Annotated in this window: 11 protein-coding genes; 4 read left to right on the top strand and 7 right to left on the bottom strand. The window is 67.8% G+C overall.

All coding sequences use genetic code 11. The annotated features are described in order from the left end of the window. Positions 1-70: 70 nt before the first annotated feature. A complete protein-coding gene (locus tag WKW82_RS24840; RefSeq protein ID WP_340345195.1) occupies positions 71-1,069 on the top strand; it encodes a LysR substrate-binding domain-containing protein in 999 nt (332 codons plus the stop codon). Here the strand turns inward: WKW82_RS24840 and WKW82_RS24835 are convergent. The 3 genes from WKW82_RS24835 to uvrC all read right to left on the bottom strand — a co-directional run bounded on the left by WKW82_RS24835 (position 1,032) and on the right by uvrC (position 4,512). After that, complete coding sequence (locus tag WKW82_RS24835; RefSeq protein WP_340345039.1) at positions 1,032-1,922, bottom strand: DMT family transporter; 891 nt, start codon at positions 1,920-1,922, stop codon at positions 1,032-1,034. The two genes, WKW82_RS24840 and WKW82_RS24835, sit on opposite strands and share 38 nt — an antisense overlap. After that, positions 1,919-2,485 carry a CDP-diacylglycerol--glycerol-3-phosphate 3-phosphatidyltransferase gene (gene pgsA / locus WKW82_RS24830; protein WP_340345038.1) on the bottom strand — a complete coding sequence of 189 codons (567 nt, stop codon included), beginning with the start codon at positions 2,483-2,485 and terminating at the stop codon, positions 1,919-1,921. Before pgsA ends, WKW82_RS24835 begins: the two co-directional genes overlap by 4 nt. A 77-nt stretch (positions 2,486-2,562) precedes the next feature. Continuing rightward, on the bottom strand, positions 2,563-4,512 hold the full coding sequence (gene uvrC / locus WKW82_RS24825) for an excinuclease ABC subunit UvrC (RefSeq protein ID WP_340345037.1): 1,950 nt from the start codon (positions 4,510-4,512) through the stop codon (positions 2,563-2,565). Between the two features lie 263 nt (positions 4,513-4,775). Here uvrC and WKW82_RS24820 point away from each other — a divergent pair, with 263 nt between their 5' ends. The 3 genes from WKW82_RS24820 to efp all read left to right on the top strand — a co-directional run bounded on the left by WKW82_RS24820 (position 4,776) and on the right by efp (position 8,563). Beyond that, the gene (locus WKW82_RS24820) at positions 4,776-6,755 is read left to right on the top strand and encodes a gamma-glutamyltransferase family protein (RefSeq protein ID WP_340345036.1); all 1,980 of its coding nucleotides are present in this window, start codon (positions 4,776-4,778) and stop codon (positions 6,753-6,755) included. Positions 6,756-6,786: 31 nt separating this feature from the next. After that, positions 6,787-7,869, top strand: coding sequence for an elongation factor P maturation arginine rhamnosyltransferase EarP (gene earP / locus WKW82_RS24815; protein WP_340345194.1), 1,083 nt, complete (start codon positions 6,787-6,789; stop codon positions 7,867-7,869). Between the two features lie 139 nt (positions 7,870-8,008). Beyond that, positions 8,009-8,563, top strand: a complete 555-nt coding sequence (gene efp, locus WKW82_RS24810) for an elongation factor P (RefSeq protein ID WP_340333947.1) — start codon at positions 8,009-8,011, stop codon at positions 8,561-8,563. A gap of 273 nt (positions 8,564-8,836) precedes the next feature. Here the strand turns inward: efp and WKW82_RS24805 are convergent, their stop codons facing one another. The 4 genes from WKW82_RS24805 to WKW82_RS24790 all read right to left on the bottom strand — a co-directional run bounded on the left by WKW82_RS24805 (position 8,837) and on the right by WKW82_RS24790 (position 14,115). Then, positions 8,837-10,573 (bottom strand): acetyl/propionyl/methylcrotonyl-CoA carboxylase subunit alpha, encoded by a 1,737-nt coding sequence (locus tag WKW82_RS24805; RefSeq protein ID WP_340345035.1) that lies wholly within the window; start codon positions 10,571-10,573, stop codon positions 8,837-8,839. Then, complete coding sequence (locus WKW82_RS24800; RefSeq protein ID WP_340345193.1) at positions 10,570-12,156, bottom strand: 5-oxoprolinase subunit B/C family protein; 1,587 nt, start codon at positions 12,154-12,156, stop codon at positions 10,570-10,572. The genes WKW82_RS24805 and WKW82_RS24800 overlap by 4 nt, the downstream gene beginning before the upstream one ends. Next, positions 12,156-12,932, bottom strand: coding sequence for a LamB/YcsF family protein (locus WKW82_RS24795; protein ID WP_340345034.1), 777 nt, complete (start codon positions 12,930-12,932; stop codon positions 12,156-12,158). Before WKW82_RS24795 ends, WKW82_RS24800 begins: the two co-directional genes overlap by 1 nt. A gap of 205 nt (positions 12,933-13,137) precedes the next feature. Continuing rightward, on the bottom strand, positions 13,138-14,115 hold the full coding sequence (locus WKW82_RS24790; RefSeq protein ID WP_340345033.1) for a Bug family tripartite tricarboxylate transporter substrate binding protein: 978 nt from the start codon (positions 14,113-14,115) through the stop codon (positions 13,138-13,140). Positions 14,116-14,157: the final 42 nt, after the last annotated feature.

Here is a 14,157-nt window from a genome sequence, read left to right as displayed (position 1 = left end):
AGATTGTGCGTTGCGCGCCAGCACGCATCAAGCAACAATCTGCGAACCGATACTTTCTCAAATGGCACGAATCGATCGCGACGATCTTGAACTGATGCAGGGCATTCGCACGCAAGGAAGTCTGGCCGGGGCGGCGCTTGCGCTGGGCGTGGTGCCTTCGGTCGTGACCAAGCGGCTGGGTGCGCTGGAGGCGCGACTGGGCCAGCGCATGTTCGAGCGCACGACGCGGCGACTGAGCCTGACGGCCGAGGGCGAGGCGCTTTGCTTGCGGGCCGATGGCCTGCTGGAGGGTTTCGCCGCGCTGGAAACGGAACTGTCGGAGCGGCAGAACGCGTTGAGCGGCTCCTTGCGGCTGGTGGCGACGTTTGGCTTCGGGCGGCTTTGGGTCGGCCCTGCGGTTGCGGCATTCCAGGCGAAGCATCCGGGGTTGCGGATCGATCTTCACCTGACCGAGCAACTGCCCGACCTGGGGGCCGAAGGGTATGACGGCGCTGTGTGGCTGTGGAGCGTGCAGAGCCGGCACGCGAGCGATTGGGTGGCGCGTCGCATCGCGCGCAACCAGCGCGTGCTGGCCGCGGCGCCTCGGTATCTGGACCGGCGCGGGTCGCCAGCCGACATGCAGGCGCTGGCGGAACACGAATGCCTGGTGACGCGTGAGAACGCCAATGCCCTGCAACGGCCGGTCGATCTCTGGACCTTGAAGCATTCGCGCGACGGCAGCACGGAGCGCGTTCGCGTGCGCGGCACACTCGCCAGCAACTCGGGCGAGATGGTGCGCGACTGGTGCCTGGAGGGGCGCGGGATCATGCTGCGCAGCCTCTGGGACATTGCGCCGCAACTGGCCTCGGGCGAACTGGTGCAGGTGCTCCCGCAGTATGCGATGCCCGACGCGGACATTCACTGGATCGCGCCGTGGCGCCCGAAGACGCCGCGCCGCGTGCGTCTGCTGATCGACTTCCTGGCAGAGGCGTTTCGTGCCGAGCCGTGGAGGGTCGAGCCGGCGGCCGGGGTGAAGGCCGCACGTCGCGGCGCTAAGCCGGCGCGCCGTCCCCGCGCACCACCAGGCTGACGCCAACGGCCGTCATCGCGATGCCGGCCAGGGTCGTCAGGGTGATGGGTTCATCGAACAGCAGCCAGGCCATGACCGCGGTGGTCGGCGGCACCAGGTACAGCAGGCTGGTCACCGCTGTCGCGGTGCCGCGCTGGATCAGCATGTAGAGCAGCGAGCTGCCTCCCAGCGACAGCGCCAGGACCGACCATGCTAGCGAACCCATCACCGCCGCATTCCAGACGATGGCATCGCTTTCAAGCAGTGCGAATGGCAAGGTCACGACAAGTGCCGCTGCAAGCTGCACCGCGCTGGCGCTGCGCACATCGCAAGGTTCGACGAAGCGCTTCTGGTAGAGCGTGCCGGCCGTGATCGACAGCAGCGCCAGAATGGCCAGGCTCATGCTGACGATGGTGACCTCGCCGCCCTGCCCCAGCTTGCGCGACACCACCAGCACCAGGCCCGCGAAGCCGAGCAGCAGTCCGGCCCATTGGCGCCTGGTGATGGCCCCGCCATTGAGCGACAGCCACACGGCCGTCAGCACGGGCTGGATGCCGACCAGCAAGGCGATGAGCCCTGAGCCCATGCCGGCCTTGACCGCGGCCCAAACGCCGCCCAGGTAGCCTGCCTGCATCAGGATGCCGGTGACCATGAGGTGAAGCCACTGTTCCCGCTTCTGCGGCCATGCGACCCGCGCGACGGCAATCCACAACCCGAAGCAGAGCACCGAGAAGGCGTAGCGAACCGCCAGGAACTTGAGCGGCGGCGCATAGGGCATGCCATAGCGCGCCACGATGAAGCCGGTGCTCCAGATCAGCACGAAGACCGCCGGCATCATGCGAAGCCAGGCGGTGTCGCGACCTCCGGCCGTCATTTGGCGCGGGCCCGGATTTCGGGCAGCGCCTTCTGCAGGTAATAGACCATCGACCAGACGGTGAGCACGGCGGAGATCCAGATCAGGACTTGTCCCCACCAGTTCGTGTTGATCACGCCGAACAGGACGCCGTGGTAGAGGAGGAACGGAATCGCCACCATCTGCACCACCGTCTTGACCTTGCCGACCATGTGCACGGCCACGCTCTTGCTCGCTCCGATCTGGGCCATCCATTCGCGCAGCGCCGAGATCGCGATCTCGCGGCCGATGATGATGAGTGCCACGAAGACGTCGGCGCGCTGCAGGTGCACCAGCACCAGCAAGGAGGCGCAGACCAGGAACTTGTCCGCCACCGGATCGAGGAAGGCGCCGAAGGAGGAGGTCTGGTTGAGCTTGCGGGCCAGGTAGCCGTCGAGCCAGTCGGTCGCGGCGAAGACGACGAACATCACCGTGGCCATGAGGTTGCGCATCGGCTCGGCAATGGGCAGGTAGAACACACCGACAATCAGGGGAATCGCGACGATGCGCGTCCAGGTCATGATGGTTGGCAGGGTCCAGAACATAGCGCTTGATTGTGACTTGGATTGGAGGCTGTTCACGCCACCAGCGAGGATCGCATTAGCGTGGCCTTGGGGCTGGACTAGTGAAGGGCCCTGTAGATGTCTTCCGCAAGGTCCAGGGCAATGCCTTCGACCGATGCGATGTCCTCGACGCTGGCTGCTGCAACGCCGCGGATTCCGCCGAAGCGTTGTAGCAAGCGGGCGCGCCGCTTGGGGCCGATGCCGGGAATGTCTTCCAACTGACTGCCGCCCACGCGGACCTTGGCGCGCCGGGCCCGCATGCCGGTGATGGCGAAGCGGTGCGCCTCGTCGCGGATCTGGGCGACCAGCATGAGGGCGGCGGAGTCGCGGCCGAGGTAGACCTTTTCGCGGCCATCGGCGAACACGAGTTCTTCCAGACCGACCTTGCGGCCCTCGCCCTTCTCGACACCGACGATCAACGACAGTGGCAGGCCCAGCTCGCTGAAGACTTCGCGCGCCATCGAGACCTGGCCCTTGCCGCCGTCGACCAGCACTAGGTCGGGCATGCGCGCAGCCTTGGTGCCGGCGGGTGCGTCAGCGCCGCCGCCGTCACCGGGCGTGGGGGCGTCGGTCTCGGCGGCCATGGTTTCGGCGAGGCGGCCGTAGCGGCGCGTCAGCACCTGGCGCATGGCGGCATAGTCGTCGCCGGGCGTGATGCCTTCGATGTTGAAGCGGCGGTATTCGCGGTTCTGCATCGCATGCTTCTCGAACACCACGCAAGAGGCCTGCGTGGCCTCGCCGGCCGTGTGCGAGATGTCGAAGCATTCGATGCGCAGGGCGTCGAGGTCGTCTGGCGCGAGTTCCAGCGCGTCCACCAACGAACGTGTGCGGGCCTGCTGCGAGCCCTCTTCCGCCAGCAGGCGGGCCAGCTGCAGGCCCGCATTGGTCTGCGCCATCTCCAGCCAATGGCGGCGCTGCTCGCGCGGCTGGAACACGGCCGTGACGCGCACGCCGGCCTGCTGCGACACCGCCTCGATGAGCGCGCGGCTCACCTGTTCGCTGAGCACCAGCGTGGCGGGCACGGGCACGTCGATGTAGTGCTGGGCGATGAAGGCCTCGAGCACCTGGACCTCGACAGAGTCGAGCACGGCGGGCGTGCTGCCTTCGTCCAGCTCGTCGGGGTGGACCAGCGACGCGTCTTCCACGTGCACCGGAAAGTAGGCACGGTCGCCGAGGTGCCGGCCGCCGCGCACCATCGCCAGGTTGACGCAGGCCTTGCCGCCCTGCACCTTGACGGCCAGGATGTCGACGTCCTTGTCCGATGCGATCTCGATCGACTGCTGGTGCAGCACGCGCGAGATGGCCGCCATCTGGTTGCGCAGTTCGGCCGCCTGTTCGAATTCGAGCTTCTCGGCATGCGCGGTCATGCGGGCTTCCAGTTGGCCGAGCACGGCTTGCGTGTCGCCCATCAAGAAGGATTCGGCATTGGCCACGTCCTGCGCATAGGCCTCGGGCGTGATGTAGCCCACGCAGGGGCCGGTGCAGCGCTTGATCTGGTAGAGCAGGCAGGGCCGGGTGCGGTTGGCATAGACGGTGTCCTCGCAGGTGCGCAGCTTGAACACCTTCTGCAGCAACTGGATCGACTCCTTCACCGCCCAGGCGCTCGGGTAGGGGCCGAAGTAGCGATGCTTGCGGTCGGTCGCGCCGCGGTAGTAGGCCAGGCGCGGGTAGGTGTGCGAGGCGATCTTCAGGTAGGGGTAGCTCTTGTCGTCCCGGAACAGGATGTTGTATTTGGGCTTGAGCGTCTTAATGAGGTTGTTCTCGAGCAGCAACGCCTCGGCCTCGGAGCGCACCACGGTCGTCTCCATGCGCGCGATCTTGCTGATCATGTGGCCGATGCGCGTGCCGCCGTGGCTCTTCTGGAAGTAGTTGGCCACGCGCTTCTTCAGGTTGCGCGCCTTGCCCACATAGAGCACCGCGCCGGCCGCATCGAAGTAGCGGTAGACGCCTGGCAATTGCGGCAAGGCCGCGACTTCGCTGAGGAGTTGATCGGAATGCACGTCTGACATGGCGGATATTGTGGCTTGGCCTGCAAACAGGATCAGGGTGCTCCCACCGCTCGGCACTGGCTTTTTCTCGCTGTCCCCGAGGGTCCTCGCACCGTGGGGGCGGCCCGGCGATGCTCGGGACCTACTGCGCATCGGTAGTGTCGGCCTTGTCTCACGGCATTTTCTGAAGCAGGATGTTCCGGCTGCCGCACGCCCCGTGCGGTACGCGGGAGGGCCACGGTGCAACGCGCCGCGGCGTCGTTAAAACAAAGATGGATTGCCTCATGAAAACCCAACATCGCTGGTGGCTTGCTACACCGGTCGCCTTGTCCTTCGTTCTCGCCGGCTGCGGCGGGGACTCCAACCACGGCTACTACTTCCCCATCACGCCGCAGCCGCCCGCGGCGGTGGACAGCAGTTGCGAGGCCACCAGCGCATCGGGCGCCGCGGTCACGGTCGGATCCGGCCTGGCCGGCGACCCCGCCCTGCCGGAACCTGCTTCCGGCTACATCACCGGGCGCAAGGTGGTCACGGCCAAGAGCTACATGGTGGTGGCCAACCATCCGCTGGCCACCCGTGCCGGATGCAATGTGCTCAAGGCCGGCGGCAGCGCGATGGACGCGGCCATCGCGGTGCAAGCGGTGCTGGGCCTGGTCGAGCCGCAATCGAGCAGCCTGGCCGGCGGCGCCTTCCTGTTGCACTACGACGCCAGGACGAAGAAGGTCCAGGCCTATGACGGCCGCGAGACCGCGCCCGCCGCCGCCACCGGCAACTACCTGCGCTACGTCGACGACACCTCGGACCAGACGGCGCCCTTGCCCAATGCCCGAGCCAGCGGCCGTTCGATCGGCACGCCGGGCGTGATGCGGATGCTCGCGCTCGCGCATGGCGACCACGGCAAGTTGCCCTGGAAGGACCTGTTCGGCGAAGGCACGGATCTCGCGACCAACGGCTTCAAGATCGGCGGGCGCATGGCCGCGGCCATCGCGCTCTCGGCACCCAACCTGAAGCGCGACGCCGAGGCTGCCGCCTACTTCCTCGACGCCGCCGGCAATCCCAAGCCCCTCGGCACCACATTGACCAACCCGGCCTATGCCGACGTGCTGAAAGCGCTGGCCAGCAAGGGCGCCGATGCGCTCTACACCGGCCCGATCGCGGCGGACATCGTGGCCAAGATCCAGGCGACCCAAGGCGCCGACGGCTCGGTCATCACGCCGGGCAAGACCACGCTGGCCGACCTGGCGAGCTACCAGCCCAAGCGGCGCGACCCGGTGTGCGCGACCTACCGCACGTACAACGTCTGCAGCATGTCGCCGCCGTCGTCGGGAGGCATCGGCGTGCTGTCCACGCTCGGCATCCTGGAGAATTTCCAGCTCGGCAACTATCCGCCGACCAACATCAACCTGGAGGGCGGCAAGCCCGCCGTGATGGGCGTGCACCTGGTGAGCGAGGCCGAGCGCCTGGCCTATGCCGACCGCGACAAGTACGTGGCCGACACCGACTTCGTGCCACTGCCCGGCGGCAGCCCCGACACGCTGCTGAACAAGAACTACCTCAGCTCGCGCGCCGCCCTGATCAGCCTCGACAAGAGCATGGGCACGGCCGCCGCCGGCGACTTCGGCGCGCCGCCGCTGGGCATCGACAAGACGGTGGAGCAAGGCACGACGCACATCTCCATCGTCGACAAGGAAGGCAACGTGGTGACGATGACGACGACGGTCGAGTCGACGCTCGGCTCGTATCACATGGCGCGCGGCATCATGCTGAACAACCAGTTGACCGACTTCAGCGCATCGCCGGTCGATGCCGACGGCGTACCGGTGGCCAACCGCGTGGCGCCGGGCAAGCGGCCACGCAGCACGATGGCACCGGTGCTGGTGTTCAAGGGCAGCGACACGGGCGACTTCCTGATGGCCACCGGATCGCCGGGCGGCGGCACGATCATCCAGTACGTCGTCAAGACCACGGTGGGCGCGCTGGACTGGGGGCTCGATGCGCAACAGGCGACGTCGATGGTGGACTTCGGTGCAGCCAACAGCCCGACTACCAACGTCGGCGGCGAGCATCCGGCCATCGACACGTCCAACGGCGGCAACAACGATCCGCTGATCACCGGGCTGCGGGCGCTCGGCCATACGGTGTCGACCGCCGCGCAGAGCAGCGGCATTTCGACCATCATTCGCAGGAAGGTGGACGGCGCTACGGTGCTGACGGGCGGCGCGGACCCACGGCGTGAGGGGATCGTGCTGGGGTCGATGCCCTGAGCCCTCTGCCCGGGGCCGCACAATCGCCATGATGCGCTGGGACATCTTCTGCAAAGTCATCGACAACCATGGCGACCTGGGGGTGTGCTGGCGGCTGGCCTGCCAGCTGGCGGCGCAGGGCGACGGCGTGCGGCTCTGGGTGGACGATGGCGCGGCGCTGGAGTGGATGGCGCCGGCGGGGCATGTCGGGGTGCAGGTGGTCGACTGGCGCGCGCCGGCGGCCGTGCTGGAGGCCGCGAAGGGGCCGGCGCCGGATGTGCTGATCGAGGCTTTCGGCTGCGATCCGGCGCCTGAGCTGATCGCGTGCTTCGCGGAGGCCGCCTCGGATGGCCGGCCGCCGCGGCCCTGGATCAACCTCGAGTACCTGTCGGCCGAGCCTTATGTGGAACGGCTGCACGGCTTGCCCTCCCCCGTGTTCCGGGGGCCGGGCGAAGGGCTGTCGAAGCGCTTTTACTATCCGGGCTTCACGACTGCCACGGGCGGCCTGCTGCGCGAGCCGGACCTGTCGGCGCGCCAGGAAGCCTTCGACCGCACCGCCTGGCTGGGCGCGCAGGGGATCGATTGGCAGGGCGAGCGGCTGGTTTCGCTGTTTTGCTATGAGCCGCCGGCGCTGGCGGACCTGCTGGCCCAGCTCGCGGCCGGGCCGGCACCGGCGCGGCTGCTGGTCACGCCCGGCCGTGCGGCGCGCGCCGTCCAGGCGATTGCCGGCACGGGCGTGGAACGGTCCGGCGCGCTGTCGATCTCCTGCCTCCCCCATCTTGCGCAGCCGGACTTCGACCACCTGCTGTGGGCCTGCGACCTCAATTTCGTCAGGGGCGAAGACTCCTTCGTGCGGGCCATCTGGGCCGGCGCACCGATGGTCTGGCAGATCTATCCCCAGGACGACGATGCGCACCACGTCAAGCTGGCGGCCTTCCTGGACTGGCTGGGCGCCCCAGCCTCGCTGCGCCACGGCCACCAAGTCTGGAACGGATTCGAGGCCGGCGCCCTGCCTTCGCTCGACCGCGCGACGCTGGCGGAATGGCGCATCAATGCGCAGTCCGCGCGCGACCGGCTGTTGCAACAGAACGATCTGGTGACACAGTTGCGCGGCCTGATTTCGCAAAAAAGCTAAAATTGCGGGCTTTGCGAAATTCGGGCCGGGCTTCCATCTGGTCCCGCACCCCTTTCGCTGAACCCGCCGCGGGAAACATGCAGCTTCAGGCCCTCCGTCTGCAGTCGCTCCGAGCGGCCCAACATCCAGAGACCCTGATATGAAAATCGCTCAAGAAATCCGCGCTGGCAACGTCATCATGCATGGCAAGGACCCGATGGTCGTCCTCAAGACCGAATACAGCCGCGGCGGCCGCAACTCCGCCACCGTGCGCATGAAGCTCAAGAGCCTGATCGCCAACTTCAACACCGAAGTCGTGTTCAAGGCCGACGACAAGATCGACCAGATCGTGCTCGACAAGAAGGAGTGCACCTACTCCTACTTCGCCGACCCGATGTACGTCTGCATGGACGCCGAATACAACCAGTACGAAGTCGAAGCCGAGAACATGGGCGACGCGCTGAACTACCTCGACGACGGCATGCCGGTCGAAGTGGTGTTCTACGACGGCAAGGCCATCTCGGTCGAACTGCCGACCAGCGTCGAACGCGAAATCACCTGGACCGAACCTGCCGTCAAGGGCGACACCTCGGGCAAGGTCATGAAGCCGGCCAAGATCTCGACCGGTTTCGAAGTGGGCGTGCCGCTGTTCGTGGCGCAAGGCGACCGCATCGAAATCGACACGCGCACGGGCGAGTACCGCAAGCGCGTCTGAGGCTTGCCCTCGCATACATGAAAGGCTCCGAAAGGAGCTTTTTTCGTTTCTACGGGGTCGTTGCGGTGGGTGGCGCTGGATCTACCCGAATTCGGGGTCGGGATCGGACATGCGTACGCAGAGGACGCGAAGGTTACGCGAAGGTCGCGAAAGGAATCCCAAGAACTTCCATTGGATCCGGATGACGGTTGCGTGCGCCCGAGGGCACCGTCATTGACGTCCGACGCGCCTGAGGTGCGAAGCCTCGGCGCGGTCAGTTGCTTCTTCCAGGGATCAGCCGATGTCGGCGACCGGCGAACCCGCTGGCAAGTACGCGCCCGGCGCCGCCTTCAGCGTGATACGGCCAGCGCGATGGGCGGTGACCTGCATTTCCATCTTCATGGCTTCCATCGTGGCAATGAGGTCGCCTTGGGCGACGGTGTCGCCATCGGCGACCTTCCAGGACTGGAGCGTGCCGGCGATGGGGGCGGCGACTGTGGCGGGGTCGGCATCGGCCGGCGCTTGCGTCGTTGCTGCCGGTGCGGCGCTGCCTGACGCGGATTGGAGGCCGCGCAGGAGTTCGGGTGGAAGCGCGAGTGCCATGCGGCGGCCGTCGATCTCGATGGCGGTACGGACCAGGGGCACTTCAGATGCGGGCGCCTCGGGGCGGACGGCGGCGGTCAGGGTGTTGGCGAAGTCGGTCTCGATCCAGCGGGTGTGGACGCGGAAGCTGTCGGTCGAGGTGAAGTCCTCCTGCGCCATCACGGCACGATGGAAGGGCAACACCGAGGCCACGCCCTCGATGCGGAACTCGGCGAGCGCGCGGCGCGCACGGGCGATGGCCTGGGCGCGGGTGGCGCCAGTGACGATGAGCTTGGCCATCAGCGAATCGAAGGTGCCGGGGACCGTGGAGCCGGACAGCACGCCGGTGTCCACGCGCACGCCAGGGCCCGAGGGCGGCTCGAACAGGCGGACCGGGCCGGGCGTTGGCAGGAAGCCACGGCCAACATCCTCGGCGTTGATGCGGAATTCGAAGGCATGGCCGCGCGGCACAGGCGTCTCGACAATCGACAGCGGTAGGCCGTCGGCCACGCGCAGTTGCTCGACCACCAGGTCGATGCCGGAAGTTTCCTCCGTGACCGGGTGCTCGACCTGCAGGCGGGTGTTGACTTCGAGGAAGGAGATCGTGCCAGAGGGGCTCAGCAGGAATTCCACCGTGCCGGCGCCGACATAGCCGGCCTTGGCGCAGATGTCACGCGCCGAGGTATGGATGCGCTCGCGCTGCGCATCGGTCAGGAAGGGCGCGGGCGCCTCCTCGACCAGCTTCTGGTTGCGCCGCTGCAGCGAGCAGTCGCGCGTGCCGAGCACGACCACCTGGCCGTGGGTGTCGGCAATAACCTGCGCCTCGATGTGGCGGGGGCGGTCGAGGAACTGCTCGACGTAGCACTCGCCGCGGCCGAAAGCCGTGACTGCCTCGCGCACCGCCGACTCGTACAGGTCCGCCACCTCGTCCATGCGCCAGGCCACCTTGAGGCCGCGTCCGCCGCCACCGAAGGCGGCCTTGATGGCGATCGGCAAGCCGTGCTGTTCAGCGAAGGCGAGCACTTCCGACGCGGTGTCCACCGGCCCGGGCGTGCCGGCGACCAGCGGCGCGCCCACTTCCATCGCGATCTTGCGCGCCTGCACCTTGTCGCCCAATGCGTCGATGGCGTCCGGCGGCGGGCCGATCCAGCGCAGGCCTGCGGCGAGGACGGCGCGCGCGAAGCCCGCGTTCTCCGACAAGAAGCCGTAGCCCGGATGCACCGCGTCGGCACCGCTGCGTTCGGCGATGGCCAGCAGCTTGTCGATGCGCAGGTAGGTGTCGGCGGGGCGCTGGCCGTCCAGGCCATAGGCCTCGTCGGCCATGCGGACGTGCAACGCGTCGAGGTCGGCGTCGGCATAGACGGCGACGGACTTCACGCCGTAGTCGGCGCAGGCGCGCGCGATGCGCACGGCGATTTCGCCGCGGTTGGCAATCAGGACTTTTTTCATGAGGCAGCGAATGGGTGGATGGGGTTGAAGCGCACGCTGGCGCCGATGGGGATCTGGCCCGCGCGGTCGAGGTGATACGTGGCGACGGCACCGATCACCGGGTAGCCGCCGGTCAGCGGGTGGTCGGCGAGGAACAGCACGGGCTGGCCGCTGGGGGGCACCTGCAGGGCGCCCAGGGATGTGCCTTCGCTCGGGAGTTCGGCCGTGTTGGCGCGTAACAGAGGCTGGTCGCCGGCCAGGCGCAGGCCAACGCGGTTGGATTGCGGCGTGACTCGCCACACTTGGCTGGCCAGCAGCGCCACCGCCTCGGGCGTGAACCAGTCGGTGCGGGGGCCCATCACCACGTCAAGCGTGACGATGTTTTCCATGGTCGGGAGGTCGGCGGGTGGCTGCTCCGGCGCGCCCACGATGGCGCCGCGCGCCACCGGACGCACCGGCAGCAGGTCGCCGGCCGCGATGGGTGCGGGGCCGACGCGGGCCAGCGTGTCGGTGGCGCAACTGCCGAGCACCGGCGCGATGGCGAAACCGCCACGCACCGCGAGGTACGAGCGCATGCCTGCGCGTGGCTGGCCGAGCAGGACGCTGTCGCCGTCGGACAGCGCGATCGCCTGGTAGCCCGCGGCGGACCAGCGCGTACCGCCGGCCGTGGTGATGTCGATGGGTGCGTCAGCACCGGTGAAGGCGACGACGGCCTCGCCGCGACAGACGAAATGGAAGCCACCGTCGACGATCTCGATGCACGCCGCATCACTGGCATTGCCGACCAGTCGGTTGGCCGCGCGCAATGCGCCCTGGTCGATCGCGCCGGATGCCGACACGCCCTGCCCGGCCTGGCCATGGCGGCCGGTGTCCTGGAACAGGGCCTGCAGGCCGGTGCTGCGAATTTCCAGCGCGGAGCCTCCGCTCGACTCGTCGGCGACGCGCGCCGCGACTTGCCGCGCCGCCGATGCCGGCAGCGGCATTGCAGGCCGCACCGCCCTGTCGACAAAGCGCACCTGGAAGCCCGGCTGCAGCAAGGCAGGGACTTCGCGCCCCAGGTCCCACATCGGCAGGTCCGTCACGCCAATGATCTGCCAGCCGCCGGGGCTGGCCTGCGGATAGACGCCGCTGAATGGCCCGGCCAGCCCGACGGCACCGGCCGGGATACGCGTGCGCGGCGTGGTGCGGCGTGGCGCGTTAAGAAGCGGATCGCCGCCGCTCATATACGCGAAGCCCGGCGCGAAGCCGGTGAAGGCGACCGTGTACTCGCTGGCGGTGTGGCGGCGGATCACTTCCTCGCGCGGGATGCCGAGCATGCCGGCCACTTCGTCGAGGTCTTCGCCGCTGTAGTCGACCGGGATCTCGATCAGTGTGGCGGCGCGCTCGACGCGTGCGCCGAGGCTTCGTGCGCCGATGCGCTCGACCAGCGCGGCATGCGACACCTTGGCAGGACGGTAGCGGACCAGCAGCGTGCGCGCGGCCGGCACCAGTTCCTCGATGCCGGCGATGGGTTCGGCCTGCAGCGAGGCCAGCAGTGCCAGGGTCTGCGGGAGGTCGTCGAGTTCGACCAGCAGGGCATCGAGATTGACGGGCAGGAAGCGCATCATCGACGCGCCCCATCGGGCACTGCGTCGACAAAGGACTTCACCGTCACGCCCGAGCGCTCGAACAGCGCGCGTACTTCCCGCGCCATCTCGATCGCGCCGGGGCTGTCGCCATGCACGCAGATCGAATCGGCCTCGATGCGCACCGTGCTGCCGTCGATGGCCTGGACCACGCCTTCGGTCGCCAGGCGCAGCATGCGCGCCGCCACCTCGCCCGCGTCGTGCAGAACGGCGCCCTTCTCGCGGCGCGAGACCAGGGTGCCCTGCGGCGTGTAAGCGCGGTCGGCAAAGGCCTCGGCCACGGTGCGCAGGCCGCTTTCCCTCGCCCACTGCAGCAGCGGCGAGCCGGCCAGCCCGACGAGGTACAGGCTGTCATCGATGGCGCGAATGGCCTCGATCACGTCCCGCGCCTGCCGCTCGTCATGCGCGATGGTGTTGTACAGCGCGCCGTGCGGCTTGACATAGCGCACCGTCGTGCCCGCGACCTTGGCCAAGCCCTTGAGCGCACCGATCTGGTAGATCACATCGGCCACCAGGTCGGCGCTGGCCACGTCCATGTTGCGTCGGCCAAAGCCGGCCAGGTCGGGGTAGGCCACATGCGCGCCCACCGTCACGCCCTGCCGGGCCGCGGCCCGCAAGGTGCGCAGGATGCCGGCGGCGTCGCCGGCATGAAAGCCGCAGGCCACATTGGCGCTGCTGACGATGCCGAGCATGGCGTCGTCGTCGCCCATGCGCCAGGCACCCAGGCTCTCGCCGAGATCGCTGTTGAGGTCCATGTCAGTCCTTGCCGTTGAGGGGTTGAAAGGCGTGAAGATTTCGCAGCGAGGGCGCCAAGGTCGGGTCTGCGACGGGGAACCGCACTCTCGTGCGATGACAACGAAGTTGCGGCAAAGGCTGGCAACTGCGCGTGGCGCTTGTCGCGCCGGAGCCAACACTGCAGCCCCGAAATCGGAGGTCGCAGCAGAAGGATCTACACCTTCCTCAATCGACCTTGATGTTGGCGTCGTCAATGACCTTCTTCCACTTGGCGGAGTCGGTCTTGATCAGGTCGGTGACCTTGGACGGTGCGCCGCCGACCACGTCGAGGTTCATCTCGTCGAGCTTGGCCTTGACGTCCTTCTCGGCCAGGATGCCGTCGATCTCTTGGTTCAGCTTGGTCACGATTTCCGGGGGCGTGCCGGCGGGCGCCATGAAGGCGTACCAGAAGGTCATGTCGAAGTCCTTGCCGCCGGACTCCGACACGGTCGGCAGGTCGGGGTAGGTGGAAAGGCGCTTGGTGGTGGTCACGGCCAGCGCGCGCAGGCGGCCGCCCTTGACCATGGGCATCGCCTCGGGTACCAAGGCCATCATCAGCTGCACCTGCCCGCCCATCACCTCGTTCAGCGCCGGAGCACCACCCTTGTAGGGGACATGGACTGGATCGAAGCCGTTCTGCTTCTTGTAGTACTCCATACCGAGGTGGCTGGGCGTGCCGGCGCCGGCCGATGCATAGCTGACCTCACCCGGCTTGCTCTTCAGGTAGGCGCCCAGTTCCTTCATGTTCTTGGCCGGCACCGACGGGTGCACGACGACCACGCTGGGCACGGTGGCCGCCAGCACGATGGGCGCGAGGTCCTTCTGCGGGTTGTATTGGATGCGCGAGCCGTAGAGGCCCGGATTGACCGCCAGGCCGCTGAGCGTGGACAGCAGCAGCGTGTAGCCGTCGGGCGCGGCCTTGGTGACGCTGGTGATGGCGATCTGCTCGCTGGCGCCCGGCTTGTTGTCGACCACCACGGCCTGCCCCAGGCGCTTGCCCAGTTTCTCCGCGACCACCCGGGCCAGGGTGTCGGTGGAACCACCGGCCGCATACGGCACGACGATCTTGATCGCCTTGGTCGGATAGTCGGCGGACCAAGCCGGCTGGGTGCCGGCGAGGAACATTGCGGTAACGGCGAGAACACGCAAGGAAGAAGAGGTCATCGAAGGCTCCAGTTTTGGCTTGTGGGGTGTGACAGCGAAAGG

Source organism: Variovorax rhizosphaerae (assembly GCF_037889975.1).
Classification (GTDB): domain Bacteria; phylum Pseudomonadota; class Gammaproteobacteria; order Burkholderiales; family Burkholderiaceae_C; genus Variovorax; species Variovorax rhizosphaerae.
The sequence above is the reverse complement of the archived record's forward strand: the minus strand, read 5'-3'. Positions and strand labels throughout refer to the sequence as shown.

Coding starts and splice junctions, on each gene's coding strand:
- WKW82_RS24835 (WP_340345039.1), bottom strand. CDS start 1,922: ATGACGGCCGGAGGTCGCGACACCGCCTGGCTTCGCATGATGCCGGCG.
- pgsA (WP_340345038.1), bottom strand. CDS start 2,485: ATGTTCTGGACCCTGCCAACCATCATGACCTGGACGCGCATCGTCGCG.
- uvrC (WP_340345037.1), bottom strand. CDS start 4,512: ATGTCAGACGTGCATTCCGATCAACTCCTCAGCGAAGTCGCGGCCTTG.
- WKW82_RS24820 (WP_340345036.1), top strand. CDS start 4,776: ATGAAAACCCAACATCGCTGGTGGCTTGCTACACCGGTCGCCTTGTCC.
- earP (WP_340345194.1), top strand. CDS start 6,787: ATGCGCTGGGACATCTTCTGCAAAGTCATCGACAACCATGGCGACCTG.
- efp (WP_340333947.1), top strand. CDS start 8,009: ATGAAAATCGCTCAAGAAATCCGCGCTGGCAACGTCATCATGCATGGC.
- WKW82_RS24805 (WP_340345035.1), bottom strand. CDS start 10,573: ATGAAAAAAGTCCTGATTGCCAACCGCGGCGAAATCGCCGTGCGCATC.
- WKW82_RS24800 (WP_340345193.1), bottom strand. CDS start 12,156: ATGCGCTTCCTGCCCGTCAATCTCGATGCCCTGCTGGTCGAACTCGAC.
- WKW82_RS24795 (WP_340345034.1), bottom strand. CDS start 12,932: ATGGACCTCAACAGCGATCTCGGCGAGAGCCTGGGTGCCTGGCGCATG.
- WKW82_RS24790 (WP_340345033.1), bottom strand. CDS start 14,115: ATGACCTCTTCTTCCTTGCGTGTTCTCGCCGTTACCGCAATGTTCCTC.